We start from the raw sequence: 25,288 nt of genomic DNA, 5'->3' as shown, positions 1-25,288 counted from the left end.
CTAATTCTATAGAAAGCCATAAACTGCTGGAGCTATTGAATACAAGATCTTTAAAAGCTGTAATAGCCATGTGTTGTTATGTATAAACTAAGAGCAAGCTAATTTTTATTAGCTTGCTCCTATCTATAAGATGAAGTACAAAAAGGGCTTTTTTTATTTATTAAGCTCAGCAGGAGCTGAAATATTCTCAAGAACTTTTCCTGTTTCTTTATTTGAAGTATTACTTACCGCTAAATCTCCCAAAGAAACCATCCCAATGAGTTTTCCGTTTTCTACAATAGGAAGTCTGCGTATTTGATGCTGAGACATGAGATCTGAAGCCTGCTCTACAGACATGTATTTTGTACCGGTAATGACATCAGTATTGATCATTTCAGATATTTGTGTATTCGTATTAAAATTATTAGCTAATCCCTTGACGACTAAATCACGATCCGTTATTAGGCCTATTAGCTTATCATCTTCACAAATTGGAATAACTCCTACATCTACATTCTTCATCATATTAGCTATCTCACCACATGAACTTTTAAGGTTACCTGTCTCAATATTAGAAGTCATCACTTCTGTTATATTCATAGCAACTCCTCCTTTATTTAATCATTGTCTTACTTCACTTGATTCCCGCACCTCATCTTCTAAAACGTCCATTTGAGTTTTAGGATACAAAGCTTTAGGTTTTAATAAGAAGAAAATGGTGAATGGATTTGAAAAATTCATCGCATTTTATTGGACAGTAAAAAGGTGTAAGAATGATAGGGAACGAGGTTTTAATAAAAGAGCACAGCCCTTTGGTTCGTAATAAATTTATACTTTTCTTCTTCTCATCTTTATACTTTTACAAAAGAGTTATTCGAAACTATTTTTCATTAAATTGAAATATTAAAACTATTATATAAATTGTATAATTTAGTAGTATAAAAACTACTAGAAAGGAATTACACACTATGTTATGGTTTATATCTGCTTTAGGGACAGCTGTATGCTTCGGAGTAAACAATACTTTATTTAAATGGGGTGCTCTTCAACATTTATCTAAAGTGTGTATTCAACTTTTCTTTTATTGGATTTCTTTTTTTATCCTCTTATTATTTACTCTTATTAAAGGAAGTTTTGAATTTCACATTTTACCTATTTTAACGGGGGCACTAATCGGTATCTTAAATGCCAATGGAAATATCCAAATGTCGAAAGCCTTTGAGAAAGGACCTGCGAGTATTACATCTACCATTATTGCGATGAATACAGTCATTGTTGTTATAGCTACATCCTTATTATTTCCTCAATCCATTCCTTTAACAAATTGGATTGGTATCGTCATTATTATATTGGCAGCTTGTATTATTCAGTATCAACCAAACAAAACGGCACACATAGAGTATAAATTATGGATTTTGAGCTGCTGTTTAGCTCTTCTATCTATCGGCACAGTTGGTGTTATTATGAAATTCAGCACGTATCAGCACTTTAGTATGGGTGAAATGCTTGTTTCAATGTATGGCGGAGGAGCTGTCTATTTAAGTTTATTAGCTCGGAAAGAATTTAAAAAATTAACTGCACATAAAATTGAAATAAAGATAGGTATACTAGTTGGTATATTAAGTACGATTGGTTACAGCTGTTATTTATTCGCCCTAAAGGAAGGTCCATCCAGTGTGGTTTATCCAATCATTAGTTTAAATTGTATTGTTGTTTTAATCGGGAGCTTAATTATCTTTAAAGAGAGACTTAAAAAATATCAATTAATAGGAATTATTCTTACTCTATGCGGAATCGTGTTGACTAAGATATAAGTTCTTGCACCAATACCGACAGAAGAATGAACATATAGTGAAATAGGTCTCCCTCTGGATGGCAACTGAAGATGTATATAGTATACATACATAAAAAAACAGAAAAACTCCCCCAATGCGTTAAGGGAGTTTTTCTATTTTTAGAAGTTAGCTAAATGATGATTCATCCATCTTGAGCTTTGGGTACCAATCTTGCCTTAATGTATCGATTGAATCGGTCGTTTTAGCTATGCTCTCTCTCCTAACCTGTTTTTATTTATTTCAACAGGTAGCGTTAATGCCGCTAGCTTGCAGAACTTTTTCTAGTGCACTTTGCTCTTTATTGCTTAAAGGAACCATTGGCAAACGAACACCGCCAACTTGTATTCCATTTAGATTTAATGCAGCTTTTACTGGTGAAGGACTTGGCTCAATAAATAATGCTCTCATAATTGGAAGCAGATTGCGATGTGTAGCAGCAGCTTTTTGGACATCGCCATTTTTGAAGGCATTAATCATTTCTTGCATATCATTGCCAATGATGTGGGAAGCAACTGAAATAACTCCTGCCCCGCCAATTGCTAATACTGGTATTGTTAACCCATCATCGCCGCTGTATAGTGTAAAGTCGCTAGGTGTTTTGCTAATAATCTCTGCCATGGCATCCAAGTTGCCACTTGCTTCCTTAATTGACACAACATTAGGGATCTCTGATAGACGAACAACTGTTTCAACAGAAATGTTAACTATGCTTCGCCCTGGGATATTATAAAGCATAACTGGTAGAGAGGTTGATTCGGCAATCGTTTTAAAATGCTGGTACAAGCCTTCTTGAGACGGCTTATTATAGTATGGAGCAACGAGCATAATACCATCGACTCCTGTTTCCTCTGCAAGTTTCGTTAAGCTCATCGAAGCTTGCGTGTTGTTTGAGCCAGTTCCAGCGATGACGTGGACTCTTCCAGCAGCAGCTTCTACAACACATTTGAATAATTCAATTTTTTCTTCTGTGGTTAATGTTGGAGACTCTCCAGTTGTACCAGCTACAACTAAGCCGTCTGTGCCATTTGTAATTAAATGCTCAACCAACGTTTTCGTCGCGTTAAAGTCAATTTCGCCATTCTGATCAAACGGGGTAACCATTGCTGTTAATACTTGGCCAAAATTCATAACTACACACCCTTTATAAAATTTTTAAAATTAGAGGGGTCAGAGCCATTCATAAGAAACGCAAAAAAGCAGCAACGAGGGATTCGTTGCTGCAGTAGAAACAATATTTATCAAAAATAGTTTCCGTGCGTAAGATAGCCCTCCATACAGTTTCCCATATGACAGTTCTGTATTTATTCAACAGCAGAACCAGCTTCAAGAACATGAGATTCTTTCAGCTTCGGCAAATACCCCTTTCCACAATTGTCATTGGATCTCATTCTCCTCAAATTGTATACTTATGATCTTTGCACCTCTATCCTCACTTCAAAAAATATTGAAATAAGAAAATATTTAATTGAATTTAATATAACAGTAAATTTCCTTTCACGCAAGAATCATTTAAGTATAATTTTATGGACACCATGTAATTAAGTCCTTACCCTTATTTTTGAGAGAATGCCTCCGGATTATTGACTCAAATCCAATCGACTACATTTAGTACTTTATAATATTCATTTTCTTTTGCGCTAATATAATAATCCTTTTGTTTATAGTTCATATCTCCAATCCTCTTTTGGTTATTTATGAACTATAAATTTTTTCATAAGATAGCATCAAATTTAGACTGTATCTCTTATTTCCTTATAACATCTACATTGATTTAAATAGTTTATAATATCTTGGTTATTTACTTCTTTGATATTATCTCCAAAAAGTTCAACGGCACTTTCTAAACGTTCCCTTTTATTATCAATCGTTAGTACATATCGAAGTGCATCAACTACTGGTGCATTATGGTATGTACGACGAACGAAATATTCTTCGATTGCCTTATTTAAGTATTCTGATTCAGCCTTTCTAAATTTAGTTTCTGACCTTTGAAGGTTCTTTACCTCCATCTCTAACATAAATCCCTCATCCTCTCCGATTTAATTTACTATTTTATTCCCCTACTAGAAGTAAAATAAAACTTAGTTTGTATACAAATAATATATTTTCTCAAAATAAAAAACACCTGTGAAGACAGATGTTTTTTGTAAACTTAACATATTAAAGGAGAAACGATTCGTCAGCAAAAGGAGGAATCTGATTAGGTACAGTATGTGCTCATTTTTCATATTTATACGTATTCGAATTAAAGAATAAAATGAGGTTAAGCAAACCCATTGATGTTCGATTTTTGTAAGGTTAAGGAATAGATTAATTTTTGACGAAGTGAGTTATAGAATGTAGTCAAGTTATTGGTGAGGAAATATAGCTTTATCTTTTAATTGATGCATCACAAGGACATACTAAAAAATGAGGTGATAACATGGAAATAAATCGAGCTAAACAAATTCTTTCTTCCCCCAAGGAAATTGATGTTCATTACCACGGAGTTCCTATTTGGATTAAAAGTGTAGATGAAACATCAAGTATAGCTACCGTTCATGCGAGAGGAACACATGATGAAGACCGTATGGTTCCAGTCCTTGATTTATAAGAAAAAAGAGGTGCAGCATGAAAGAGAAAAAAGAACCAAAACTTAGAAGTGGCGAGCTAGAAAATGCGGAACTAAAAGGCTATTATGGAATGGATCCTGAAACTAGCCTTCAATCTGTTAATTTTGCTACGACAGAGAACCCATACTTAAATGAGCATTATCAAGAAGATTCTAAAGAAAATGAATAAAAAGAGAAGAAAATAACCGACCCTTATTTCTTTTCTGTAGTTATGCATTTTTATTAAGTTGACAATAGAAGAGTTTTCAGATAACATATTTCGATTTCGGCTTATTCTTACTTTTGCAACGATATTACCTGACACCTAACCATTATAAAGAGCCACTTGTTTTACGCAAGTGGCTCTTTGCTACGTTGATTGAATACGCTTGACCCCTTAATAAATAATGGCAAAAAGCAATCTATAATTGATTTAGATTATTCTTTGACTAATTTAACAAGCATATGAGCAAGATGATGTTGTTCTTCCTCGTTTCCAACTTTCCATAACTCATGTAACAAGTATTGCTCTTCATTTTGTGGTTCCTCATGTGCTGCGAGATAGTCAGCTATTTTTTTAGCTGCTAGAGCTAATTGATTATCATTTAACCCTTTAAAATAACAAATGAAACATAACTGTTTTTTATGAGATGTATTTTGGTTCTGAAAAAATACAGAGCTTAAGCTTAAATGGTCTAAAGTTTCTCTTATATATTAATATATAAGAGAAACTTTTATTCTTTATCGTTTCGTGGCACAGCATTAGAAACCATAGAAATGTCTCCAGTATAATATTTATGCGGATAAGGATCAGAAGACGACTTAGCAGGCTTTGTTACAAACTCTTTCTCAAGATCACCTAATTTGGTTTCATCTGTATTGTTCTCTGATACCTGTTCTAAATTATTTGATTGATTATCGACCATATAAAATTCCTCCTTTTAATTAAACAATGCTCATTGCTCATTAAGGATACATTTTTTAATAACCTGGATATAAATGCTGTTTTTATTCTATACTTTCCTGTGCTTTTTCTTCATTTAGTATATATTTGAAATAAATATTTATTACTTTTTTGAAATTGTGAACGATTTATTTATACCTTTAAAATCTATTATGTTAATTAAGAAAGTATGTTATATTCAATTCAAAAAGCAGAGACCGATTGGCCCTGCTTGTTATTTGACTATTACTTTCCCCACCATTCCACTATTAAAATGATACCTACATATCAGTTCATATGTACCAGGATTTTGTGGTTTTACGGTAATGGTTTTTTCTTTTCCAGGCTGGACTTCAGCGTCAATTCCGAGCTTTTCTACTGTGAAGGTATGCTCTTTCTGACCTTCATTTTTTAATATCAATGTTGTCGTTTTTCCACTCGGGATAGTGATGGTTTCTGGATTAAAGAAATCATCGTTCAACTGAACCTCCATGGCTTTCTGTCTTACCGCGTCGGATTCAGCCAAAACACCGAGTAATCCTGAAGTCATCACACTGATAACCATCGTAAACAAAACGACTAATCCCATTAACCAGTTTTTCACAGACATTTGCATTCACTCCTTTTATAAGCCATATTCTTTTCCAATTCATAAAATAATATCACTATTTTTTTGAATTAATCATTATTTTTCCTTTATTTCTATTTATAGAAAGCACAAATTCCATTAAATTGCCTAACTTTATAAAATAGTATTGATACTAATAGAACAGTTACAATCATATTCTTATAAAAGAAACCATTAAAAAGGAGTGTCAAGTTAGTTGATAAAAGCTAAGGTTAGTTTACGGCCTATTGTTAGTAAAATAAATTTACCTACTGTGTTGAAAACAGCTATACTTCCTGGTGACTCATTTGAAAGTTTATTTATTGCAACCCAAGTAGGAGAGATCTTTTACATAAGAGACGAAGCTATACAGACTTTTTTAGATATTCGCTCACGAATCATAAAATTAGGTACGTCTGAACCAGGTGTTTCCCGCGGAGGATATGATGAACGAGGATTGCTAGGGCTAGCGTTTCATCCAGAATTTTATTATAATGGTCTGTTTTATCTTCATTACTCAGCAGCTGGAACACAAGGCCCAGGTGCACTTTCCGAACATTATAGGCCTAACCCGTGTGATCCTAAAACTTCAAACTTAAGGTGGATAAATAGAGAAACTAAATATGATCATATTGATACAGTGGAAGAATGGGTTTTCCAACCAAATGCTCAGCCTCAAAAAAGACGGACGTTACTTAACTTAAGAAGACCATTTTTTAATCATAATGGTGTCAACAGCTTAAACTTTTCACCTGAAACTGGAAAACTTATCTTTACAACCGGAGATGGTGGATCAGGCTATGACCCCTTTAACTTAAGTCAGGATGATATAGAAATTTACGGGAAAATAATTGAAATTGATGTAGGTAAGAATACATTTATCCATAATCCACCCGTAGTCACACGTTTTAGTGAACTCCCCTCACCTATTCAGGAAACTCTTACGCTCATTGCTAAGGGTGTTCGCAATATAACGGGTATTTCATTTCAAAAATTTTATAATCAGTACATCAAATATGTGGGAAATGTTGGACAAGACGTAGTAGAGTCGATTTTTTCATTTGTTCATTATAAGCCAATACCTGTTCCTCAACTTGTTCAAGCTTCTTTAATGAGAGCCAAACCCAGCCAAGAAGGATTTATTAACCTTGGCTGGCGGGGATGGGAAGGAGATTTTCCGACTTCGTTTATAAAAAGGTGTTCTGAAAATCCGGCCTTGGATGAGAAAATAATTGCTTATTACAATGAAGCGGTAAAAACTTCAGTGAGACGTATTCAGCCTTTAACAAGTTATTTTCACAAAGATCCCCGCCCCAATAAATTTGGAGGGACCTCCCTTACAGGAGTTCAGCCATATATGGGGAATAAAATCTCTAGCTTAACAGGAAGCGTTATGTTTACGGATATTGCACAGGTTAAAGAATCTCAATCCCCAATTAGAGGAGTTTTAGCTTATACCAGAGCAGGTACAGATTGTAAGCTAAATGATTTTAGTGTTGTGGAAGTTGATTATAATTTTGGTTCCCAATCAGCTTACTACGTTAGTTTGGGAACGAACCTGGATCAAACCAAGCTTTATTTAGGAGTTTATGGCTCTATGAAAGTGTCTGACTTTAATCAAGGTACTGTTTTTGAAATTGTTCCATGATTTATATTTATAAAATTCGAGTGGGTATTGATTTTCTCCTAAAAATTATAGCTTAATTTTTTTACCAGCTATTTTGTAGGAATGAACAAATGAACTTTCTAGAAAATAAAAAAGCCTTTAATCAATAAAGCCCATAAAAGATTCATTTTATGGGCTACAGTACATACCTTTAGAAAGATAAAGAAATTTATCTTAACGGATATGGCCTATTCCTTTAAAAGTAAATGCGACTTATTAGTCCTCCCGCTTAATTTCTTTATATATTACATGTAAGAGTTGATATATCAGGCAATGATCTAAATCTCTCTTTAACCCCTTATAATGTAAAAACAGTTAACCGAGGTGAAATTCATGTACTTTTTAAAGTCTCTTTCAAGTGAAGTAAAATCTGCGCAGCTTTTTTTTAATAGACTATCTAAAACTAAGCAGCTTGTCTCAGGCGCTCTTTTCGCCAGCTTAGCAGCCCTTTTTCAATCAGCAGGAGGTTTCTTACCAGGAATAGGAGTTTTTATTAGTCCATTCTCTACTGCACCCATTCTTTTTTGTTTTATACTTTCGCTCCCTCTAGGGTTTATTACCTATATACTAACAAATCTGCTTCTTCTGATTATCCAGCCAAGTGAACTTATTATTTTTCCTTTTACAACAGGAATATTGGGAATGGGCATAGGAGCCGCTTTTTACTTTTTAAAAAAGAGATTGTACATTATTATAAGTGGGACCACTCTATTAACTGTTGGGATTATTACCCTATTGTACGGTTTCAAATTCCCAGTACTAGGTCCCGTGATTTCTAAAAATTTTTCTCTTTCTACTACTGGTTTAATTTTTGTATTTACTTTCCTTTATAGTTGGATTTGGGTTGAACTCAGCTTAGCTTATTTCAAAAAATTAAAAACATTTATTTCCTAGTGAATCTACAAATTAATCCCTTAACAAAGATAACTCGTTAAAATAATGGTGAAATCGCAATCAGCTTTTTAGAAGAACGTCAATTAGGACAATCTCATCTAAACTTTGTAAGGCTCTTTTCATTATATTTTCAAATCCAACTAAACTATTTGCCTGTTCGCCTTTAATTCCAAAGCTTTTTGCCAGTTGAACAAAATCTGGGTTTGTAAAAGTTATTCCATAGCTCTTACCAAACTTTTTGTTCATCATTTCCTGCTCTATTTTTAATGTAGAGTCGTTTAAAACAATAATGATGAATGAAAGCCCTAAGCGCTTTGCCGTCTCTATTTCAGCAAAATTCATTAAAACTCCTCCATCTCCAGTAATACAAATAGCTGGATCATTAGGGCAGGCTAACTTAGCTCCAATTGAGCCTGGTAGAGCAATACCCATGGAAGCTAGACCATTTGATATAATGAGCCTGTTAGGGTTTTTAGGTTGATAAGTTCGGGCTATAGATACTTTATGAGCTCCCACATCTGAAATCACAATTGTTTTCTCTGAAGAGAGCTTGTCAATAATATGCAAGATATTCTCGATTGTCAAAGGCAGCAAATCGCTATCTATCTTTTTCTCTTCAATGTGATAAGATTGCTTAATTTGTTTCTGGAGATTACCAGAGGGAATCCATGGTTTAGAAGGAATATCAAGCTGATTGAATACTCGTAAAGTCTGCTTTATATCTCCAACCAATTCGACCTCTATAGGGTAATATTCATCTACTTCTGCCGGTAAAGTATCTATATGTAAAATTGGTGTTTTTTCTGTGTTCCATTCTTTGGGTAACCTTTCGACAAGATCAAACCCAATTACAATAAGTAGATCAGCTTCCTTTAAGCCTGCGAGCACTTCATCTTTTTCATTAAATCCAAACGTAAAGAAATTTTGTGGATGATCTTTAGACAGTACACCTTTAGCCATATAACTATGGGTAACCGGTGATTGAAGGCGTTCAATAAATCGTTGAAGCTCATCCACGGCTTCCTGTCTAATAGCGCCGTTACCGATAATAACAAAAGGTCTCTCATACTGCTCAATAAGAGTATTGGCAGCCTGAATGGACTCCATTATAGGTATACTTACGGGTATAGATGTAAGTGAAATAGGTTTAATGGGAACGATTTGAGTTGCTAAGTCTTCTGGCAATTCTACTACTACGGGTCCTGGCTTTTCCATTTGTGCAATTTTAAATGCTTTTCGAATAATCTCAGGAATCGTTTGTGCATCTTTTATCTGAACACCCCACTTCGTTGCCGGTTCCACCATTTTGATAATGTCCATATACTGATGCGAATCTTTATGCTGCCTTCCCAAAGCAGCCTGTCCTGTTAAAGCAACAACAGGAGAATGGTCTAGCTTTGCACTAGATATACCTGTCAATAAATTAGTAGCTCCAGGGCCTAATGTTGATAAACATACCCCTACTTTGTTTGTTAACCTTCCGTATACATCTGCCATAAAAGCAGCTCCTTGCTCATGCCTCACATTCACGAATTGAATCTGTTTAGAGTTGGATAAGGAATCAATAAAGTCCAAGGTCTCTTTACCGGGTATTCCGAAAATATATTCAACTCCCTCATTTTCTAAACATTGAACAAGTGTATCCGTCACTTTCATATTGTTCGACCTCTCTCTAGATAGTATTCTGACAAGCTTATGTGAAAGGGATAGCTCATTAATCTTTATCTCATTTTTTGAGTTTCAGCTGGAAAAAACCCCAAATTTATGCAAAGAAATCCTATTCACTAACTATTGTTTATAGTGTTGCCATTAGGTTCTTATGTTAAAGACATTTTTTAGAGAATGTATAAATAATTGAATGAGTCAAAAAACTTGGAAGGAAATTAGACCTCAATGATTGTTTCTTTGTTAGTGAACAAAAAAAGCTTTATTTTTTCTGCTCTAACCTTACAAAAAGGTATCCTCTCTCCCCCTTCCTCTATGTTGGCTGATTGAAAGTATGGAGATACCCTATAAAAAATCACTATTAGAATGTAACATTTTGAGGAATGTAAAAAATCCCATATACAAATAATAAGGCGCATACTCGTTTAAATTGGAGGGAGCTTTTTATGAAAAGATTATTATTGATGGGATTTATGTTATTATTTTCGCTAAACATGCTAGTTGAACCAAGTAGTGCTCGTGCTGAAACACAAGAACATCGTGTTAGTCAATCTCAGGTAAAGTTTGAAAATGAATTCAGAAGACTTTGGATGGATCATGTACTGTGGACAAGCAATTATATTACAAGTGCAACAACAGCAGGATCAGAAGACCAAAAACAAGTGTTGACAAGGTTATTAAAAAATCAAGAAGATATCGGGAATGCTGTGAAGCCGATATACGGAGAAAAAGCTGGGAATAAACTTACGGATTTGCTCAAGGAACATATTGTGATTGCTGGCAAGATTGTAGATGCGGCTAAAACGGGAAAGAAAGCCTTGGTGAATCAATTAAACCAAGAATGGTATAGAAATGCTGATGACATAGCAGCGTTCCTTAGCCAGGCCAACCCTTATTTAAAAAATGAAGATTTGAAAAAATTACTGTATATGCATCTAAAATTAGTGACAAATGATTTATCTGCAAGCTTAGAAAGAGATTGGGAGGCGAGAATCGTTGCAATTGATGAAGGAGTATCACATATTATCTTAATGGCAGATACTATATCTGCGGGAGTTGTGAAGCAGTTTCCAAAGAAATTTAATAAATAATTTTAATAGGTAAACGTAGATATTCTGCATAAAGCATCATAACCAAAGGTTTAGTAAATTTAAACGCTGGGTATTATCAAATCAAGACGATGTGTTAAGAGTACCGCCCGTGCATAGGGTGTGTCCTTCTCTATTCTATAAAAAATGGCGCCTCCAACGGCGTCATTTTTTATTTGGAAACAAGTTTATTGATTCTAGTGCGAAGGTTGTATTTATATGAAAAAGGTATATAGATTTCTATCTAATCGAATGTATTTTTACACCACTATTCAAAAATTTTTTGAGTGAACTTCCCTTTCTTTTGGACAGACAGCTCCCATTATGCTCTCGTATCTAATTGAGGTTCATATTTATGAATGCAATGCCCTGAATGATTGGGTGAACAGTGGCTAATACTCGACTTCTATCATTTCCATGTTTATTTGAAGTTTTTGCACGAGAACCTCACTATGATGTTATAGTCATACACTTGTTACATGTTAATGGAATGAGTGATGATAAAGAAAGTTAAAAAGATCAAATTAATTTAAGTTTAAGATGTCTCCATTGGGATAATATATAAATAAGCTAGATTTAATGATAATCTGGTTTATTTTCTACATTTTAGGAGGCAACAAAAAATGGAACATGGTAAAGTGAAATGGTTTAATGCTGACAAAGGTTTTGGATTTATTGAGCGCGAAGGTGGAGAAGATGTATTTGTTCACTTCTCAGCTATTCAAGGTGAAGGCTTTAAATCCTTGGATGAAGGGCAAGAAGTGACTTTTGATATCGAAGAGGGACAACGTGGACCACAAGCGACAAACGTAAATAAAGCATAAGAAACCATACTAAAAAACAGACTCTATTTTCAGAGTCTGTTTTTACTTAAAAAGATTTTTATATCAACACTTATTCATCAATAATTATAGTTCGTGTTTTTTTACATAATGACTTTTTAAAATTGTCACTAATTCATTCCATACTCTTCTATTTACTATTTCTCCATCACTAAATATTTTCTCACTCATAGCTCTTATCCTTTTTTGCGCCTGTGTATATTACTTACAAAATAATAAGCGTATTAAGAAATCTGCTGTTTTTGTGTATATGAATTTTTTCATAAAATTGATATCTTGGGCATAATACAGGATAGACACTTGGTAGAGGGGGGATTGTGTGAGACTGAAGGATGGAAACTTTTATACAGATAGTAGAACGAATAAGGTATATAGATTAAATGAAGATAACAAAGGAAGTTGGTACCTGAGTTCTCATGATGATGAAGATAATAATCAAATGTCAAGAACTTCAGGGCGTAACATGATGAAAATGTTAAAGAGTTTTTATAACAAAGTGAACGATAGTTGAAAATTTACAGCTCTGGAAAACAGCATAAAAAATATAAAGCTAGCTTAACACAGTTAGCTTTATTTCTAATTTATAGAGCTAGTTATCATAATGTTTTTTAGGGATTAAGCAACGATACTAACAAAAAATTTTTAGCCTTGCCATTGGGAGTCACCTATTATTTAATTTCGGTTGCAGAAGCCTTGTTGTCCCTATCCGACGCCATGATACCATTTCTATATTGTTTTTTGAAAAATCATCTATAATTGATATTGTTTTAATCTCATATTGAGATATATAATAAAAACAAGAAAAAGAAAACGCTTTCTACATTTAAATACATTGTTACTTCTCAAACTATAAGGAGGATTTAAAATGAGCCAAGTGGAAAGAAATTCTAAAGTGCAGAAATTAGTTGAGTATCAAAAATTCAATGAAGAAGAAGTTTCGAAGATGACAGATCCGCAGGTTGAATATTATCACTGGCTCTATTTTGATGATTCCGCTTATGATTATATGTAACTCACTATAAAATAAGAAAAAAGCACAAAAACGTTCGTTTCCAACGGGTTTGTGCTTTTTTCATTTCTTTAATTATAGGATTACTCGTTTTTAAGACCATTTCCTGTGACAACAAAGTGAGAGCTGTCTTCCTTCCGTTTGAAAAGTCTCGAGAACTCGCTGTATTCATCGTCTTCTGACGTATCTGGAAACACCTCTAATAAATAACCTTGAGGTAAAAAAATCTTTAGCCCTCCTACTTCGTCCGAGTCAACTCTTTCTACAATCGTGTGTTCGTTTATATCTTCAATTTTATTACCTTTGGCAATACGCCAAGAACATTGAATATGTAAAGCATATTCAGCTGCCTCTTCCGTTCTCCCCCCTTTTGAATACATAATCCAATTACCAATGTTTATTCTTTTACATGTAAATAATGTCTACTCTGCTGTTTTCTAGACGAACGCTAGGAAACGATTTTAGCAACAGTAAATAAGTGTAGCTTGATGCTTCAGCTTTGCTTGTTTATTAAGCCCGTTTTTAAATAATTAATACCAAAAGCTCTTAATTGTTTAAAAATAGTATTTAGTTACTCCGATCATTAGCATTAAATGTACCTTGTTTAACGTTTAATGTATGGTCACTGATTTCAACTGTTTCGTCATTTATCCATTTAACCGTGGCTGTTTCCTGAGGATAGTTCCGATAGATGTTTTTTCTTTTATAGTATATATAAGTTATAAGACTACTCGTTATTGTACTCCTCTAGGTCTTTCCATTTTGCAAACTTGTTTCTAAAATACCTAGATATTTCTTCGTCCTTGCTCAGAAGTAAAATTAAAGATGAGTCCCAAAAAACTAATTCTATAATTGCTTTAGGGTGCTGAATTATTGGTGCTTCAATCCAAAAATCCGGATTACCATCAGCATAAGGCTCTTCTTTAAGCACATCTAAATTTATAATTTCTTTCTTATCAAAGGCTGAGAAAACTCCCCATATAAAATAGATATCCTCTTTATTAGCAAGCTCCGTGAGCTTTTCACCTGTAATCCAGTATGTACTAGTGTTCGTTCTGTTGTTGTAAATTCTGTAGTCAGTAAAGTAATGAAGATACTTATCTGGAAAAGATCCATCTAAATCACTCAACAACCAATTGTACTTCTCATGGAGATTATTAAAAGAACTTACTATTTCCTTTAAATCATAAAAGCTCTCTAAGATAGTATTCATGCATGTTTCCTCCATATGTTTTACCATTTTCCTAAGTGATTTTTTTGTACACTATATACAAGAATAGTTAACATAACGCTCATTCAAATTCACTAAGACACCAAATAGCTATGTCACCGCCCGGAGTTGCAACTAAAAGCCAATCAACTCCTCCAAAAGGGTCTCCTAATTGCCAGCATTCGTAGGTAGGATCGTAGCCATTCACAAATAAAACTCTCCCCGATTCTAGAGAAATGATAAGATGAGGCGATACAGTATCTAGCTGAACGTTTACTACTTTTTGTCTCCTAATATCCCAAATATGCTTAAAATGTTGCTCTTCTGTATTAAAGGGCACTTCACCCTCTGATGATGGGTATGTATCACAGGCTTCAGGATATACAGTCCAATTTGTTTCGATGTTTAAAACAAAATCACCATCATCTTTTCTATTATAATTAGTAAAATACAATAGAGTTGTAGAACTATTAATCCCAAATTTCAGGCCGTCTATTTGACTGCCAATAAGTAAGTCTTTCAGCACTCGTTCTGCAAATTTTTGGTCCTCTATTTTCACTGTGCTGGCTCCTTTAAAAGCATTTATGATTTATGCCATATAAAAAGTGAGCTAAAAAACTCACTTTTACCTTTCTAGTTAACACTTGGTGCATTCATATTAAACATAGGGTAAATAAAAAAGCTCTGTATGAAAAAACCGTCTGTTTATTTCTGCTTTTTCCCTTCTCTTACTTCGCTGATTGTCTTTATAAATTCACCCTCAGTTACTCCTAGATAGGAGTCGGAGCGACGAACATACACAATCCTGAGGTTTCTGTAAGGCTCAGGTATTGAAAAGAGTTGTACTAACCCTTCCCGCTCATATCTTTCCGCTAATGATCGGGCTATAAGTGTCACACCAAGACCAGAAACTACTGTCCCCATAATCGTTTCAAGTGTAGCAAATTCCATGATTTTTGGTGATACTATTTGTTCGTCTTTTAACCACTGCTGTAGTCTTTCTCTATATTGGCAGCCTTCATTAAATAAAATGAATGGTAAGTGCAGCAACTCTTTGGCAGACTGAATCTGCTTCTTCCCTTTTTCATTTGCACTGCATACAAGTACAATTTCTTCATCAAAAGCTGGAATTTGATCAAGCGTTGACACATTTACTGGTTCTGCTACAAATGCCCCGTCTAACTGAAACTTAAGAACTTTCTCTATTAATTGTGTACTTACTCCTGACACTAGAGAAATATCCACATTTTTGTGCTTATTATGATAGGAAGAAATGATTTCAGGAAACCCTACTACCGTTTCAACTAATCCAATACATAATGATCCAACAAGGTTACGCTCATCTTGAAATGCTTTCTGTATTTCATCCATCAGCCGCATCATTTGTTCTCCATATGTTAAAAGTTTTCGACCTTCTACATTTAATGTCATTCCTCGTCTGTGACGATGAAACAATGGGTGTCCAATTTTTCGTTCAAGAGACCGAATACGTGCTGTTACATTTGGTTGGACATAGCCTAGCTTATCAGCGGCAAGGCTTACACTGCCGTATTCTGCTACAGCCATAAATATGCGTATATCTTCTACTTCCATAAACATCCTCCTTTCCACTTACATTGATTTAGGTATTAATAATAGTGATATCTATAATCATTTATCATTATTTTACAAGATATCAAGCTCTAGATAAAATAATGACATCCGAGTGCTATTGCAATTATTTAGTAGCAATTACGTAAAGTTCTTAAAATCAGGTGACTGAAAGGAGGAGATCTGAGTGTTTTATTTACTATTGTTTCTTGCCATCATCTTGGAGGTAATCGCAGTATTTTTTCTTAATCTTACAAATGGATTCACAAACTTTGTTCCTACTGTTCTCGCCATACTATTTTATTGTTCTTCAATTGCTGCTTATATGCTAATTAACGCCAAAGGTGAAGTAGGAGTAGCAAGTGCTTTGTATGCAGGAGGAGCAACTGTACTTGTTGTTGTCACAGGTATTATCTTTTTTGATGAAACTATTTCTTTATCTAAAATTTTAGGAGTTTCTCTTATTATAATCGGTGCAGTTTCTCTTAACATTAAAGGGAGCTCTAAAGAAAGAAGGACAGCGTAATGGGATACGTATTTTTAACGATGGGCTTAGTTTTAGGCATTGCAGGCCAAATGTGTGTAAAACTATCTAAAGGCCTTAGACAAACTGTTCCCACGATAGGCGCATTTCTACTCTTCATTGCTTGTATTTATTTTATTTCTCTAACGACGCACTATTTTGAAATTGGAATCGTTTTTGCTATATGGGCAGGGCTGACGATTGTTAGTACAACGCTGTTAGGTATTTATATATTTAAGGAATCAAAAAACAAAAGAAAGATTATCTCGGTTACTCTTATTATTACAGGTGTTATTATACTGAAAGCTTTCTAATAAAAATAAGATAAATAAGGCCCTTACTTAACTTACAAGTAAGGGCACCATAGAAGGAGTTAAAAACAAGGAGGTATTGGTCATCGACCGTCCATTGCTATAGTTAGTTATTGGTAAATAGTAACAGTGTAATGGGTCATTGGATTATTGGTTTTATCACTCGCCATCACAATAGTACTTTGAGTACACTAAACATTCTCCTTCTATGCCTTGAAGGGAGTCTCACCTCTTCAAGGGTTAAAAATATTTATCTCCATCAAACTCTAACTCTATTTGATAGTTTTTAGCGTTAATTAAATTTGATAATCTATTTGCTTTCTTTTCAACCTCTAGCCCTCTTAGACGATATTCTTCAGGATCAAATGTAGCCACTTTAATAATGGATACCCCTTCTCCATAGTAGGGATATTCTTCTTTAGACGATGATCCAAACTCTTTGTATTTTCTTGCTTTAGCACGTAATTGAGTGGCATATTCAATCGCTTCTACAATTGTTAGTTTGTGTTCATTATAAGTAATATTATTTTGGATATTGGCCTGATACATTAATTTATCAAGTAGACGCAAATCCTTTCGAATGTCCTCTAAATCCTGTTCAACATCAGATAGTGATCGAGCCTGAGGAGGAATCTTCTCCCCTTTTTCAATCTCTACAAATGCAACACGATCCATCTCTTCTTCTAATTCGTGTATTCGTTTTGATAATACACTTTTCAATTTCACAGCCTCTGCTAGGGAAATTTTAGACATAGATCAAAGCTCCTTTATTCATAAACTTAATTTTTACTATTTTATTGTTCTAATACCTTTTCGTGTTGTATCACTTCCGCCATACCCTGAGACACTGCTGCGATTTACTTTATAAGACATTACATAGTGTCCTTTTCGTTTCCCGTTGGTCCAGTTTTCTTCAAAGGTCACAAGGTATAACTCTTTATTTAACTTTTTAGCACGGGTGCTTCTTTGAACGTGATATCCCTCAAACGTTCCTTTCCACGTTCCCGCTTTATCAGGAAATAGATCAATATCCGTTCCTTCACCACTTGTCGCAAACTCTATAGCATCTTCTTTCGTAAATGACGGAAGACTAGGTGATATTGCTTCTAGTATACTCCAACTGAGAAGTAAAAGAATAAGAGGTATAATTAGCAATACTTTTGTACTTTTTTCCCTGTCAATTCTTCTTTCTATCCACACATCTATACATGCATATAACATAGCAGCTGCCATCCCGTAATAAGCCAAATATGTATCTTGAAAAAACAAGCCGTTAATTAAGCCTAATATGCCGTGGAAGAAGACAAATAGCCATCTCATGTTGGGAAGCCATTTCTTTCGAATAGCGTCCAGTATAACTGAGACAAAATTTCCGTATACAGCAATAACTGCCCCTACATAAAAAAGATATACAAGGAACCACCCTGCCATGTCATTTCCAGTATGATACGATAGTTCTTCTCCGTCAGTTAGCTGTTGAACCAGACCTGTTATTGTCAAAAGGTAAGCTAAAATAAAGCTTGTAGAAAGAGTTGTTATCGTCTTTCTCAAAATCACATAATCTTTTTCACTTTCCATAAAGGGTACCTTTTTCTACTTATTTCTATATATTTTATATTAAACCATATTTCTTCATATAAAGGTGACTTACAAACAAAAAATTGTGATTGATACTATTTATTTTAGTGGCTTTGTTATAGTAAGTCGTTAATCACAGAAGTACATATATTAAACTGATTTGTGTTAGACTGTTACAAGCTTAATACTTTGAAAAAGAAAGGCTGAAAAAACATGACACAAACGAATACAGCATTTCGTAATGCGCTTATCAAATCACTGCGAGGTGAAAGAGGCCATCTTCCGACGATTAACGCAATAACTGATATTAATATGGAGCTTGCTTCACATAAACAAGAAGAATTACCTTATTCTATTTATCAATTAGTGAAGCATATGAGCTATTGGCAAGACTTTTTACTTGCCCTTGCTAAAGGAGAAAACCCTGAAAGACCGAAAAGTGTAAGTAAAAGCTGGCCTGAACACCCTGCTCCGGTTGATGAGGAAGAATGGAAAAAGACAATCCAGCATTTTTGTGATGGAATTGACGAAGCTTGTCACTTAGCTGATACATTAGCAATCGAAGAACCTCTGGATGCTTGGCCAAGTGAAACCCCAGGGGGATTACTGCGTAATATTGCTTCTCACAACAGCTATCATCTAGGTGAAATTGTCATTATGAGAAGGTTAAACGGAGCATGGCCACCGCCAACAGGAGGCTTTCCTGCTTAATACAAACCGATTGAGCCCCAATGATTGGCAGAAACAAAGCCCTAAGAATCGTCGATTAGACACTTTTAGGGCTTTGTTTTAGTTATGTGCTATTACCTTTTGTTTTATCTATAAATCAATTGATTACTGAATTCGATTTTCAGTACTCTAAAAATCTTTGTCTTCGTGCAATTAATTACCTATAAGAATAATATGTCAGACGAAGCAAGTCTTCTTCTGCATTTCTGACAATTGAAAGTGTGCAACATTGCAATGACCATGTAAACTTTCACTATGATGCTTTATAATTTGTTCCGTACTTAAACCTGTTGCGGCTCGCTGTTGAATGCCCACCTCATTGATAGTAGCTGTTTTGACTGCACTATCTATGTAGTGTTGCATCTAAATTCATGACAAGCTCAGTGAGCAACTTAACGAATGTTCTTTACCCCTTGGTCTTTTAACTAGTTCTCCTCCACAGTTAGGACAAATATACATCTCGTTTTCACTACATTTATCACAAAATGTACATTCATGTGTACAGATATAAGCAACAGAGCTATTATGGAGTTTCTTATTGCACTTTTCGCATGTATTTCTCATTTCTAAAGCCATTAAATCCCTCCTTTTGATATAATTAAATTGTATTCTATAAATTTCTATTTTTACATATGTTTCTTATTGTATTACTAAATAATAACTTTAATATTGACGGAAAACCTATTATTTTAATTTATAATTTAAAGCGGGGTATGTTTTATGGATGAAATTGATAAAAATATATTACTACATCTACAAGAGAATGCTCGTTTGTCCGTTACACAGTTGGGAAAGCTGGTTGGTTTATCTACCCCTGCTGTTAATGAAAGAGTAAAAAAACTTGAAGAAAAAAATATAATAGATGGATATAGAGCAATAATTAATCCTGAAAATTTTAACAAACCTGTAACTGCTTTTATTTTATACAGCAATACAAACTGCAGACAATTTGTAGAATATTGCAAAGAACACCCTGAAGTTATCGAATGTCATCGTCTGGCAGGTCAATACAACTACTTAGTAAAAGTTTTAACTAATTCCGTTCAATCTCTTGAAACATTCATTGATGAATCTATGGCTTTTGGGCAGCCATCTACATTGATTAAACTTTCCTCACCAGTTGTTTATAAAGCCATAAAGTAGATTAATAATCTACTCTTTTTTATTACTGAATCTATTCAAGGTAATTCTATTATAAGAAGAACATGTTCTGTTAATGGTCACCTTTTTAACTGACCAGCTAGCAAAATTAGAAGTGCATAGAATTTACAATTGCAGTTACCATACTGTCTGTTCTCGACAGGTATTTTTCTATACGTTCATATGTTACAATAGAGAAAGAACATAAATTAAAATTATATGGTCTCTTTGTACCCTGGGTTTCCTTATAATGGAAAGAGGTACTTTTATGAATATACTTGAAATAAAAAAGACGCTTTATACTCTGATTCAATATGAGGATAGTGCTATTACTCATACCATTCCTCAAGTACTGGAACTGTCGTATTGTAAAACATCTAAGATTTTTCAAATCACTACACTTACGGATCAAAAAACCTTAAATTATAACGATTATGATATAGATAACGCTTCTGAAGCTTTATACAAGATCTTAAACTGAAGAAAGCGATTCAATGATTCTTCTATCTTTTATTTAACAAACGTGCGATTGCACAATATGTTATTTTAAACAAAAGAAACTCCTGGTATATGTTCAGGAGTTTCTTTTGTTTTTCTAATGTATACAAGATACAAATCTAATTTTAAAAAACCATCTAAAAATATTTAAAACAGCACGAAACCATAAAGACGATGCCACTATTTCTTTAATAAGAAACTTCCTCTGAAAGTAGCACCATCTAAAGATTCATATCATATGTATCTTTAAAAACGTAGAAGTTACTTTAGTTATTTTCATTTTACAGGTTATTCACTAGAAGTAATTCCCAAAAAATGAAGTGCGTTTTTTACAGTAGCCATTGTCCGGGTAGAATCTAAATTAATACCTAGCTGTACAGCAGAGCGAGATAATTCTGGCCTTAATCCTGTTAAGATACATTGCACTCCAAGTAGTGACATAACGCTATTAATTTTAAAAAGATGCTCCGTTACAATTGAATTCAATGTATAAATACCGGAAAAATCTATAATTAAACAATTTATATTTTGCGTCTGCACTTTTACTGGAACAGCCATTAAAAGTTGGTTTGCTCTTTGCTCATCTATGGATCCTACTAAGGGAAGTACAGCGATTCCCTCTAAAAGAGGAACAAGGGTTGTAGACAGTTCATTTATTTGCTTTATTATTTCTTTTTGTCTTGTTTCACTCTCTTTTTTTACCGTAATATCTCTCACATAGGTTTGGATTACTTTTTTATCTCCCAGCAGCAAGGGATGACAATATAATTCAACATTAACAGTTGTCCCGTCCAATCTAAATATGGTTTCCTCAATAAGCTCTGCTGGACGTTCATAAGCAGATTGGATTCTTTTCCTTATTGCTGCTTTAGATGTTTCTTGAAATATATCTAAAGGACTGGCACCTATGATATCTTCCCTTTTTCCTCTAAAAAAATGTTCAGCTGCGTGGTTAACATATATAATCTTATGATTTGAATGAATAATGAGTGGATCTAACGCATATTCAATGACTTCTTGATAATCAATACCCGAAATGTTTTCGTTCATAATTTTCACTCCTTAATATGAAGGTTAGACTACTATTTCAAATTTATCAAGGGTTCAATTGCTTGTTTAAGATCTTAAAAAACGATAATAAAGTTTCTTTTGAAGTTATAAATAAGAAATAGTAAGAAAATAAAAGATTAAAAGGTCGTCTGTCCTTTACAGAATACAAATAAAAACAGCCCTTGGAAATGAATTCAAGGGCCCTCTCTGCATTTATTTAAATCATACCTTCTCAAGGTTTAAATATGGTGTAAGGCTTATCAGGAACTGTAAGGTGAGAATGATTTACTTTCACTTCAAACTGAAATTCTGTTTGATGACGAAATATATTAATTCTTCTTTTAGATCATTTACAGAGTTTTATCTTTTCCTCTTTTGCCCTTTACTCTATTCTCATTTGAATGAATCGTTTGATCTCTATTTCTTTTTCTTCTACTAAGAAAATAGATAATAAAACCTACTAAAACTAATAAAGTAATTAGAAGGATACTTGTAGGAAAGTATAACGTCCCTATGTGGATACCAAAAAATTGAATCATTATCCTTTCACCTCCATATGAGAGTAGTAAACGACTCTAGTAATATACTTTTCGTTCAGTAGCTTTCCTATTCATAAACCCTTTGTACAGAAGAACAAATATTATATATAAAGCAACATGCTAGTATGATTTACTAATAGTTCTCGATCAGTTAGTTTCTTCGAAAGTTATTCCTAGGAAAAACCATTACATATCTTTTTTTGCAATAATGATTATACGTTCTTGTTTCATTTCACCGACACACTGTTTAGCTTCTTCTTGGGTTAAACCTAACGAGGCCATTTTAGAATGAAGTTCATCTTCACGAGAAAATAACTTATTAACTGCGGATTCAAAAACTCCTTGTTCAGAAGCTCGATATTCTTTTGTATTTGTTGTATTTGTTAAATATTCCGAGCGCTCTTTATTATAGGTCAATAAATAAATTTCGTTTTTACTAAACCCGTTAGCAAAAAACTCTTCAATAAACTTATTTGCCTGACCACTATTTTCTGCTACTTTAATTTCCTTCACTATTTTCTCCTCCTCTATCCCCATAGAATATGTCGTTCTACTAATAGGTATATCCTTCAGCAGCCAATTAAAACCAATTTATTCGGATATGGGATAAAAGACTATAAAATATCATCTAAATATTGTATAAAGTGGGGTAAGTTATCTACTTCTAAGAGAATAAAATATAGACTTCTTTTCCTTTGTAGAAATATCAAAAGAGAACTTTTTATGTAACCTTAAAAAATTCCCCCTCTATTGTCAGAGGGGGAATTTTAGTTAACCTTTCGCTAAATCTAACGCTTTATCTGCCTTTTTTAAATCGTGATTTACTTGTTCTTCTACATCATAGGCGTGATACATTTCATTATCAATCATATATTGAGCAATCTTTTCATGAAGCTCGATGGTTTCATTTAATTGTTTTTTTAATACCTTTCGAACTTCCGGCGTCGCTGTTTCCGTAAGCGCTACAGCATATGTTCGTACACCACTCTTAGCTGACAATAATAAATCAGTCGCAATAGCAAGATCGTCTAACGTTTTAGTAAGAGTACTTTTAGTGGCCATTTTTCTACCCCTCCTATTTATTGAGCTTTCTTTAAGATTTTTTTCAATTCTTTAATCGCTTCAGTAGATGCTTGGACATCTTCTTCAAGAATCTTTTTTAATTCCTCATCCTCTACCAATTCCAACATCGCTGTTCCTTTTGTTACACATGATGTTTTAAGCGTTAAGATTTCATGAACTTCTAGCGTTTCGTGCATAGCTAGTCCCTTTGCCATGTTTTCATCCTCCTTGTCATTTTTTTGACTTGTGAATTATATTCCCAAATCAATTCCATTTAAACAAGTATTCGTTATTTTTTAAAAGTTTCAGAAAAAGAAACAGGAATATTAAAACTAACAAAAATAATCACCTGTTTTTGCAATTGACCTTCTATTGTATTGCAGAATAAATCCCTTTAGGTGTAATATGTAACCCTTCAATGAATCTTAAATTGTAAGTCTTTCTTTCTAGACCTTTTTAATCGTTTAAAATTGCGTAATACATTTTGTAAAAGGTGTGATTTTATTAATTGTTTACATATTACCATCAAGGCTGTTGTTCTCTCTTTTGTTGATGTTATATTCAGGGTAATTTACGGTCAAATAATTGGAGAAAAAGATGTTCAAATAGAAAGTCTTATCGGTCTTTTTATTGGTTTTTTTATTGGGATTTTCTTAATTTCCTGCTTTACTGACTATCGTAAAAGGCACAAAAATCAGAAATAAAATAACCAAGTTCGTTTGCGCAACCATTTCAATTAAAAAGTTTCAATTAAAAAGTGCGTTAACCCAGCTTGGATTAACGCACTTGATAATTACACCTGAATCACCAAAACTCACTTTTCTATAAAATCTAAACATGCTTTTAAATATTAAAGCGAGGATCCGTTTGGAAGGAAAGAGTAAGGTTAATTGATGAATTCAGGGTGATTATCACACTCGATTACCTTCTAGGCCGATGATTTTTCTGATGACTTATTGCCAGGTGCAAACCAACCTAATAGAGCAATACCAACTAATACTCCATAGAAAATTAGAGTCCAGATGGTGCTATGAGGAAAATGGGGATCTAAGACACCAATATCTTTATGGGCAAAAGTAATAACAGCAAGTTTCACACCTACCCAGGCAACAATGGCGTATGCTGTCGTTTCTAGGGCAGGTCGTTTTTCAAGGAGTTTTACAAACCAGCTTGCTGCAAACTTGATTAAGATAAGGCCTGCAACTCCTCCAAGAACTACAACTGCAAACTGCCCTCCGTCCATCCCACCGATTTCTCCAAACTGTGAATCCGGAAGTCCAAGAGCTATGGCCACTGCAGCTAAAATAGAATCGATGGCAAAAGCAAGGTCAGCTAACGCAATTTTCCCAACTGTCGGCCAGAACCCCTTTCCAGCAGACTCCTTCTCATCATCATCATGAATATTCTCATTATGTTTCCCAAACCGCGCCTGAATGACATGCTTTAAACCTAAATACAGAAGATAAACTGCTCCTACGGCTTGTATCCACCAGACGTTGGCGATAAATGAAATGGCAAAAAGAGCTCCAAATCGAAAAATAAATGCCATAAGAATTCCGTAATTAATCGCTCTTTTTTTCTGATCCTCGGGCAAATGTTTAGCTATAACTGCTAGTACAAGAGCATTATCGGCTGATAATAACCCCTCTAACCCGATTAGAATCAATAGTGCCCACACATATTCAAGCCAAATAGATTCCATCCAATTTTCCCCTTTCCAAAATATAAGCTGTTATACTAAAGGTTTTGTTTACAATAGAATAACCATATATACTAAACGCAACTCTAAAAGCTAGGATTTTCATTATTTTAACACTAACCTTTTATAAAGTATTATTTAAAATACAAATAAAAACCAAATTATTAAATTTTTACGTTTTCATCATATAACTTCGCCTTGTTGGGTTGTTAATGAAAACGTTGAACCACCATTTATTTA

31 protein-coding genes, 1 pseudogene and 1 riboswitch are annotated in these 25,288 nt (G+C 33.9%); of the genes and pseudogenes, 12 read left to right on the top strand and 20 right to left on the bottom strand.

Features of this window, described 5'->3' with window-relative positions; translation table 11 throughout:
* Positions 1 to 153: 153 nt before the first annotated feature.
* A complete protein-coding gene (locus tag OK414_RS08425) occupies positions 154 to 579 on the bottom strand; it encodes a CBS domain-containing protein (RefSeq protein WP_216874769.1) in 426 nt (141 codons plus the stop codon).
* A gap of 368 nt (positions 580 to 947) precedes the next feature.
* Here OK414_RS08425 and OK414_RS08420 point away from each other — a divergent pair, with 368 nt between their 5' ends.
* Entirely contained in the window at positions 948 to 1,793 is an 846-nt protein-coding gene (locus OK414_RS08420) for a DMT family transporter (protein ID WP_074897199.1), read from the top strand.
* A 261-nt stretch (positions 1,794 to 2,054) separates the two neighbouring features.
* Here OK414_RS08420 and dapA read toward each other — a convergent pair whose 3' ends face one another.
* Together dapA and OK414_RS08410 are read right to left on the bottom strand one after the other, a co-directional pair.
* Positions 2,055 to 2,942 carry a 4-hydroxy-tetrahydrodipicolinate synthase gene (gene dapA / locus OK414_RS08415; protein ID WP_263045990.1) on the bottom strand — a complete coding sequence of 296 codons (888 nt, stop codon included), beginning with the start codon at positions 2,940 to 2,942 and terminating at the stop codon, positions 2,055 to 2,057.
* A 127-nt stretch (positions 2,943 to 3,069) separates the two neighbouring features.
* Positions 3,070 to 3,248: riboswitch (Lysine riboswitch) on the bottom strand.
* A gap of 296 nt (positions 3,249 to 3,544) precedes the next feature.
* A complete protein-coding gene (locus tag OK414_RS08410) occupies positions 3,545 to 3,832 on the bottom strand; it encodes a hypothetical protein (RefSeq protein WP_216874767.1) in 288 nt (95 codons plus the stop codon).
* 404 nt (positions 3,833 to 4,236) lie between these two features.
* On the opposite strand from OK414_RS08410, the gene OK414_RS08405 reads away from it, so the two are divergent.
* Together OK414_RS08405 and OK414_RS08400 are read left to right on the top strand one after the other, a co-directional pair.
* Positions 4,237 to 4,407: an H-type small acid-soluble spore protein gene (locus tag OK414_RS08405; RefSeq protein WP_263045989.1), complete on the top strand. Its 171-nt coding sequence runs from the start codon at positions 4,237 to 4,239 to the stop codon at positions 4,405 to 4,407.
* Positions 4,408 to 4,424: 17 nt separating this feature from the next.
* Positions 4,425 to 4,595: a hypothetical protein gene (locus OK414_RS08400; RefSeq protein WP_013082601.1), complete on the top strand. Its 171-nt coding sequence runs from the start codon at positions 4,425 to 4,427 to the stop codon at positions 4,593 to 4,595.
* Positions 4,596 to 4,843: 248 nt separating this feature from the next.
* On the opposite strand, the pseudogene OK414_RS08395 reads toward OK414_RS08400, so the two are convergent.
* From OK414_RS08395 to OK414_RS08385, 3 genes and pseudogenes are all read right to left on the bottom strand, one after another.
* Positions 4,844 to 5,017, bottom strand: a pseudogene (locus OK414_RS08395) (DUF3243 family protein); the annotation flags it as partial.
* Between the two features lie 122 nt (positions 5,018 to 5,139).
* Positions 5,140 to 5,331, bottom strand: coding sequence for a hypothetical protein (locus OK414_RS08390; protein WP_013082598.1), 192 nt, complete (start codon positions 5,329 to 5,331; stop codon positions 5,140 to 5,142).
* A gap of 252 nt (positions 5,332 to 5,583) precedes the next feature.
* Positions 5,584 to 5,958 (bottom strand): cupredoxin domain-containing protein, encoded by a 375-nt coding sequence (locus tag OK414_RS08385; protein WP_034653071.1) that lies wholly within the window; start codon positions 5,956 to 5,958, stop codon positions 5,584 to 5,586.
* A gap of 214 nt (positions 5,959 to 6,172) precedes the next feature.
* Between OK414_RS08385 and OK414_RS08380 the strand changes: the two genes are divergently transcribed.
* Together OK414_RS08380 and OK414_RS08375 are read left to right on the top strand one after the other, a co-directional pair.
* Positions 6,173 to 7,603, top strand: a complete 1,431-nt coding sequence (locus OK414_RS08380) for a PQQ-dependent sugar dehydrogenase (RefSeq protein WP_034653073.1) — start codon at positions 6,173 to 6,175, stop codon at positions 7,601 to 7,603.
* A gap of 351 nt (positions 7,604 to 7,954) precedes the next feature.
* Positions 7,955 to 8,515, top strand: coding sequence for a hypothetical protein (locus tag OK414_RS08375; RefSeq protein ID WP_263045372.1), 561 nt, complete (start codon positions 7,955 to 7,957; stop codon positions 8,513 to 8,515).
* 60 nt (positions 8,516 to 8,575) lie between these two features.
* Here OK414_RS08375 and OK414_RS08370 read toward each other — a convergent pair whose 3' ends face one another.
* On the bottom strand, positions 8,576 to 10,171 hold the full coding sequence (locus tag OK414_RS08370; protein WP_216874765.1) for an acetolactate synthase large subunit: 1,596 nt from the start codon (positions 10,169 to 10,171) through the stop codon (positions 8,576 to 8,578).
* A 455-nt stretch (positions 10,172 to 10,626) separates the two neighbouring features.
* Here OK414_RS08370 and OK414_RS08365 point away from each other — a divergent pair, with 455 nt between their 5' ends.
* The 3 genes from OK414_RS08365 (at position 10,627) to OK414_RS08355 (ending at position 13,122) form a co-directional block, all read left to right on the top strand.
* Entirely contained in the window at positions 10,627 to 11,271 is a 645-nt protein-coding gene (locus OK414_RS08365) for a hypothetical protein (RefSeq protein ID WP_034653077.1), read from the top strand.
* 620 nt (positions 11,272 to 11,891) lie between these two features.
* Positions 11,892 to 12,092: a cold-shock protein gene (locus tag OK414_RS08360; RefSeq protein WP_016766383.1), complete on the top strand. Its 201-nt coding sequence runs from the start codon at positions 11,892 to 11,894 to the stop codon at positions 12,090 to 12,092.
* Between the two features lie 883 nt (positions 12,093 to 12,975).
* Positions 12,976 to 13,122 carry a BH0509 family protein gene (locus OK414_RS08355; protein ID WP_013056404.1) on the top strand — a complete coding sequence of 49 codons (147 nt, stop codon included), beginning with the start codon at positions 12,976 to 12,978 and terminating at the stop codon, positions 13,120 to 13,122.
* Positions 13,123 to 13,202: 80 nt separating this feature from the next.
* Here OK414_RS08355 and OK414_RS08350 read toward each other — a convergent pair whose 3' ends face one another.
* From OK414_RS08350 to OK414_RS08330, 5 genes are all read right to left on the bottom strand, one after another.
* Entirely contained in the window at positions 13,203 to 13,499 is a 297-nt protein-coding gene (locus OK414_RS08350; RefSeq protein ID WP_263045373.1) for a hypothetical protein, read from the bottom strand.
* A gap of 187 nt (positions 13,500 to 13,686) precedes the next feature.
* Positions 13,687 to 13,812: a DUF5412 family protein gene (locus OK414_RS08345; RefSeq protein ID WP_252342945.1), complete on the bottom strand. Its 126-nt coding sequence runs from the start codon at positions 13,810 to 13,812 to the stop codon at positions 13,687 to 13,689.
* Between the two features lie 34 nt (positions 13,813 to 13,846).
* Positions 13,847 to 14,332, bottom strand: a complete 486-nt coding sequence (locus tag OK414_RS08340) for a hypothetical protein (protein ID WP_016766379.1) — start codon at positions 14,330 to 14,332, stop codon at positions 13,847 to 13,849.
* A gap of 79 nt (positions 14,333 to 14,411) precedes the next feature.
* On the bottom strand, positions 14,412 to 14,888 hold the full coding sequence (locus OK414_RS08335; protein WP_263045374.1) for a hypothetical protein: 477 nt from the start codon (positions 14,886 to 14,888) through the stop codon (positions 14,412 to 14,414).
* A gap of 146 nt (positions 14,889 to 15,034) precedes the next feature.
* Entirely contained in the window at positions 15,035 to 15,922 is an 888-nt protein-coding gene (locus tag OK414_RS08330; RefSeq protein ID WP_016766377.1) for a LysR family transcriptional regulator, read from the bottom strand.
* 184 nt (positions 15,923 to 16,106) lie between these two features.
* On the opposite strand from OK414_RS08330, the gene OK414_RS08325 reads away from it, so the two are divergent.
* On the top strand, positions 16,107 to 16,445 hold the full coding sequence (locus OK414_RS08325) for a DMT family transporter (protein ID WP_034653082.1): 339 nt from the start codon (positions 16,107 to 16,109) through the stop codon (positions 16,443 to 16,445).
* Positions 16,445 to 16,756 (top strand): DMT family transporter, encoded by a 312-nt coding sequence (locus tag OK414_RS08320; RefSeq protein ID WP_034653083.1) that lies wholly within the window; start codon positions 16,445 to 16,447, stop codon positions 16,754 to 16,756. Before OK414_RS08325 ends, OK414_RS08320 begins: the two co-directional genes overlap by 1 nt.
* 237 nt (positions 16,757 to 16,993) lie before the next feature.
* Here OK414_RS08320 and OK414_RS08315 read toward each other — a convergent pair whose 3' ends face one another.
* Positions 16,994 to 17,506 carry a hypothetical protein gene (locus tag OK414_RS08315; RefSeq protein ID WP_016766374.1) on the bottom strand — a complete coding sequence of 171 codons (513 nt, stop codon included), beginning with the start codon at positions 17,504 to 17,506 and terminating at the stop codon, positions 16,994 to 16,996.
* A 36-nt stretch (positions 17,507 to 17,542) separates the two neighbouring features.
* The gene (locus tag OK414_RS08310; protein ID WP_263045375.1) at positions 17,543 to 18,331 is read right to left on the bottom strand and encodes a hypothetical protein; all 789 of its coding nucleotides are present in this window, start codon (positions 18,329 to 18,331) and stop codon (positions 17,543 to 17,545) included.
* 213 nt (positions 18,332 to 18,544) lie between these two features.
* Between OK414_RS08310 and OK414_RS08305 the strand changes: the two genes are divergently transcribed.
* On the top strand, positions 18,545 to 19,042 hold the full coding sequence (locus tag OK414_RS08305; protein WP_095379972.1) for a DinB family protein: 498 nt from the start codon (positions 18,545 to 18,547) through the stop codon (positions 19,040 to 19,042).
* A 387-nt stretch (positions 19,043 to 19,429) separates the two neighbouring features.
* Here the strand turns inward: OK414_RS08305 and OK414_RS08300 are convergent, their stop codons facing one another.
* On the bottom strand, positions 19,430 to 19,636 hold the full coding sequence (locus OK414_RS08300; protein ID WP_016766371.1) for a DUF1272 domain-containing protein: 207 nt from the start codon (positions 19,634 to 19,636) through the stop codon (positions 19,430 to 19,432).
* Between the two features lie 144 nt (positions 19,637 to 19,780).
* Here OK414_RS08300 and OK414_RS08295 point away from each other — a divergent pair, with 144 nt between their 5' ends.
* A complete protein-coding gene (locus tag OK414_RS08295) occupies positions 19,781 to 20,203 on the top strand; it encodes an Lrp/AsnC family transcriptional regulator (RefSeq protein ID WP_016766370.1) in 423 nt (140 codons plus the stop codon).
* Positions 20,204 to 20,986: 783 nt separating this feature from the next.
* Here the strand turns inward: OK414_RS08295 and OK414_RS08290 are convergent.
* The 5 genes from OK414_RS08290 to OK414_RS08270 all read right to left on the bottom strand — a co-directional run bounded on the left by OK414_RS08290 (position 20,987) and on the right by OK414_RS08270 (position 25,051).
* Positions 20,987 to 21,748, bottom strand: a complete 762-nt coding sequence (locus OK414_RS08290; RefSeq protein WP_095379971.1) for a PAS domain S-box protein — start codon at positions 21,746 to 21,748, stop codon at positions 20,987 to 20,989.
* Between the two features lie 725 nt (positions 21,749 to 22,473).
* Entirely contained in the window at positions 22,474 to 22,800 is a 327-nt protein-coding gene (locus OK414_RS08285) for a general stress protein (protein WP_016766366.1), read from the bottom strand.
* Positions 22,801 to 23,058: 258 nt separating this feature from the next.
* Positions 23,059 to 23,349: a spore coat protein gene (locus OK414_RS08280; RefSeq protein WP_016766365.1), complete on the bottom strand. Its 291-nt coding sequence runs from the start codon at positions 23,347 to 23,349 to the stop codon at positions 23,059 to 23,061.
* 17 nt (positions 23,350 to 23,366) lie between these two features.
* Positions 23,367 to 23,564 carry a hypothetical protein gene (locus OK414_RS08275; protein WP_034653090.1) on the bottom strand — a complete coding sequence of 66 codons (198 nt, stop codon included), beginning with the start codon at positions 23,562 to 23,564 and terminating at the stop codon, positions 23,367 to 23,369.
* A gap of 713 nt (positions 23,565 to 24,277) precedes the next feature.
* Positions 24,278 to 25,051: a TerC family protein gene (locus OK414_RS08270; RefSeq protein WP_016766363.1), complete on the bottom strand. Its 774-nt coding sequence runs from the start codon at positions 25,049 to 25,051 to the stop codon at positions 24,278 to 24,280.
* Positions 25,052 to 25,288: the final 237 nt, after the last annotated feature.

The sequence above is a fragment of the Priestia sp. JV24 genome, assembly GCF_025910025.1.
Classification (GTDB): domain Bacteria; phylum Bacillota; class Bacilli; order Bacillales; family Bacillaceae_H; genus Priestia; species Priestia megaterium.
This window is presented reverse-complemented; position numbering and strand designations above follow the sequence as displayed.

Excerpts from the sequence above, each read along its gene's own strand:
- OK414_RS08320 (WP_034653083.1), top strand. The coding sequence starts at position 16,445 with ATGGGATACGTATTTTTAACGATGGGCTTAGTTTTAGGCATTGCAGGC.
- OK414_RS08375 (WP_263045372.1), top strand. The coding sequence starts at position 7,955 with ATGTACTTTTTAAAGTCTCTTTCAAGTGAAGTAAAATCTGCGCAGCTT.
- OK414_RS08410 (WP_216874767.1), bottom strand. The coding sequence starts at position 3,832 with ATGTTAGAGATGGAGGTAAAGAACCTTCAAAGGTCAGAAACTAAATTT.
- OK414_RS08290 (WP_095379971.1), bottom strand. The coding sequence starts at position 21,748 with ATGAACGAAAACATTTCGGGTATTGATTATCAAGAAGTCATTGAATAT.
- OK414_RS08310 (WP_263045375.1), bottom strand. The coding sequence starts at position 18,331 with ATGGAAAGTGAAAAAGATTATGTGATTTTGAGAAAGACGATAACAACT.
- OK414_RS08420 (WP_074897199.1), top strand. The coding sequence starts at position 948 with ATGTTATGGTTTATATCTGCTTTAGGGACAGCTGTATGCTTCGGAGTA.
- OK414_RS08280 (WP_016766365.1), bottom strand. The coding sequence starts at position 23,349 with ATGGCCACTAAAAGTACTCTTACTAAAACGTTAGACGATCTTGCTATT.
- OK414_RS08330 (WP_016766377.1), bottom strand. The coding sequence starts at position 15,922 with ATGGAAGTAGAAGATATACGCATATTTATGGCTGTAGCAGAATACGGC.
- OK414_RS08300 (WP_016766371.1), bottom strand. The coding sequence starts at position 19,636 with ATGGCTTTAGAAATGAGAAATACATGCGAAAAGTGCAATAAGAAACTC.
- OK414_RS08385 (WP_034653071.1), bottom strand. The coding sequence starts at position 5,958 with ATGTCTGTGAAAAACTGGTTAATGGGATTAGTCGTTTTGTTTACGATG.
- OK414_RS08390 (WP_013082598.1), bottom strand. The coding sequence starts at position 5,331 with ATGGTCGATAATCAATCAAATAATTTAGAACAGGTATCAGAGAACAAT.
- OK414_RS08275 (WP_034653090.1), bottom strand. The coding sequence starts at position 23,564 with ATGGCAAAGGGACTAGCTATGCACGAAACGCTAGAAGTTCATGAAATC.
- OK414_RS08350 (WP_263045373.1), bottom strand. The coding sequence starts at position 13,499 with ATGTATTCAAAAGGGGGGAGAACGGAAGAGGCAGCTGAATATGCTTTA.
- OK414_RS08340 (WP_016766379.1), bottom strand. The coding sequence starts at position 14,332 with ATGAATACTATCTTAGAGAGCTTTTATGATTTAAAGGAAATAGTAAGT.
- OK414_RS08315 (WP_016766374.1), bottom strand. The coding sequence starts at position 17,506 with ATGTCTAAAATTTCCCTAGCAGAGGCTGTGAAATTGAAAAGTGTATTA.
- OK414_RS08355 (WP_013056404.1), top strand. The coding sequence starts at position 12,976 with ATGAGCCAAGTGGAAAGAAATTCTAAAGTGCAGAAATTAGTTGAGTAT.
- OK414_RS08405 (WP_263045989.1), top strand. The coding sequence starts at position 4,237 with ATGGAAATAAATCGAGCTAAACAAATTCTTTCTTCCCCCAAGGAAATT.
- OK414_RS08295 (WP_016766370.1), top strand. The coding sequence starts at position 19,781 with ATGGATGAAATTGATAAAAATATATTACTACATCTACAAGAGAATGCT.
- OK414_RS08370 (WP_216874765.1), bottom strand. The coding sequence starts at position 10,171 with ATGAAAGTGACGGATACACTTGTTCAATGTTTAGAAAATGAGGGAGTT.
- OK414_RS08305 (WP_095379972.1), top strand. The coding sequence starts at position 18,545 with ATGACACAAACGAATACAGCATTTCGTAATGCGCTTATCAAATCACTG.
- OK414_RS08400 (WP_013082601.1), top strand. The coding sequence starts at position 4,425 with ATGAAAGAGAAAAAAGAACCAAAACTTAGAAGTGGCGAGCTAGAAAAT.
- OK414_RS08425 (WP_216874769.1), bottom strand. The coding sequence starts at position 579 with ATGAATATAACAGAAGTGATGACTTCTAATATTGAGACAGGTAACCTT.
- OK414_RS08270 (WP_016766363.1), bottom strand. The coding sequence starts at position 25,051 with ATGGAATCTATTTGGCTTGAATATGTGTGGGCACTATTGATTCTAATC.
- dapA (WP_263045990.1), bottom strand. The coding sequence starts at position 2,942 with ATGAATTTTGGCCAAGTATTAACAGCAATGGTTACCCCGTTTGATCAG.
- OK414_RS08360 (WP_016766383.1), top strand. The coding sequence starts at position 11,892 with ATGGAACATGGTAAAGTGAAATGGTTTAATGCTGACAAAGGTTTTGGA.
- OK414_RS08365 (WP_034653077.1), top strand. The coding sequence starts at position 10,627 with ATGAAAAGATTATTATTGATGGGATTTATGTTATTATTTTCGCTAAAC.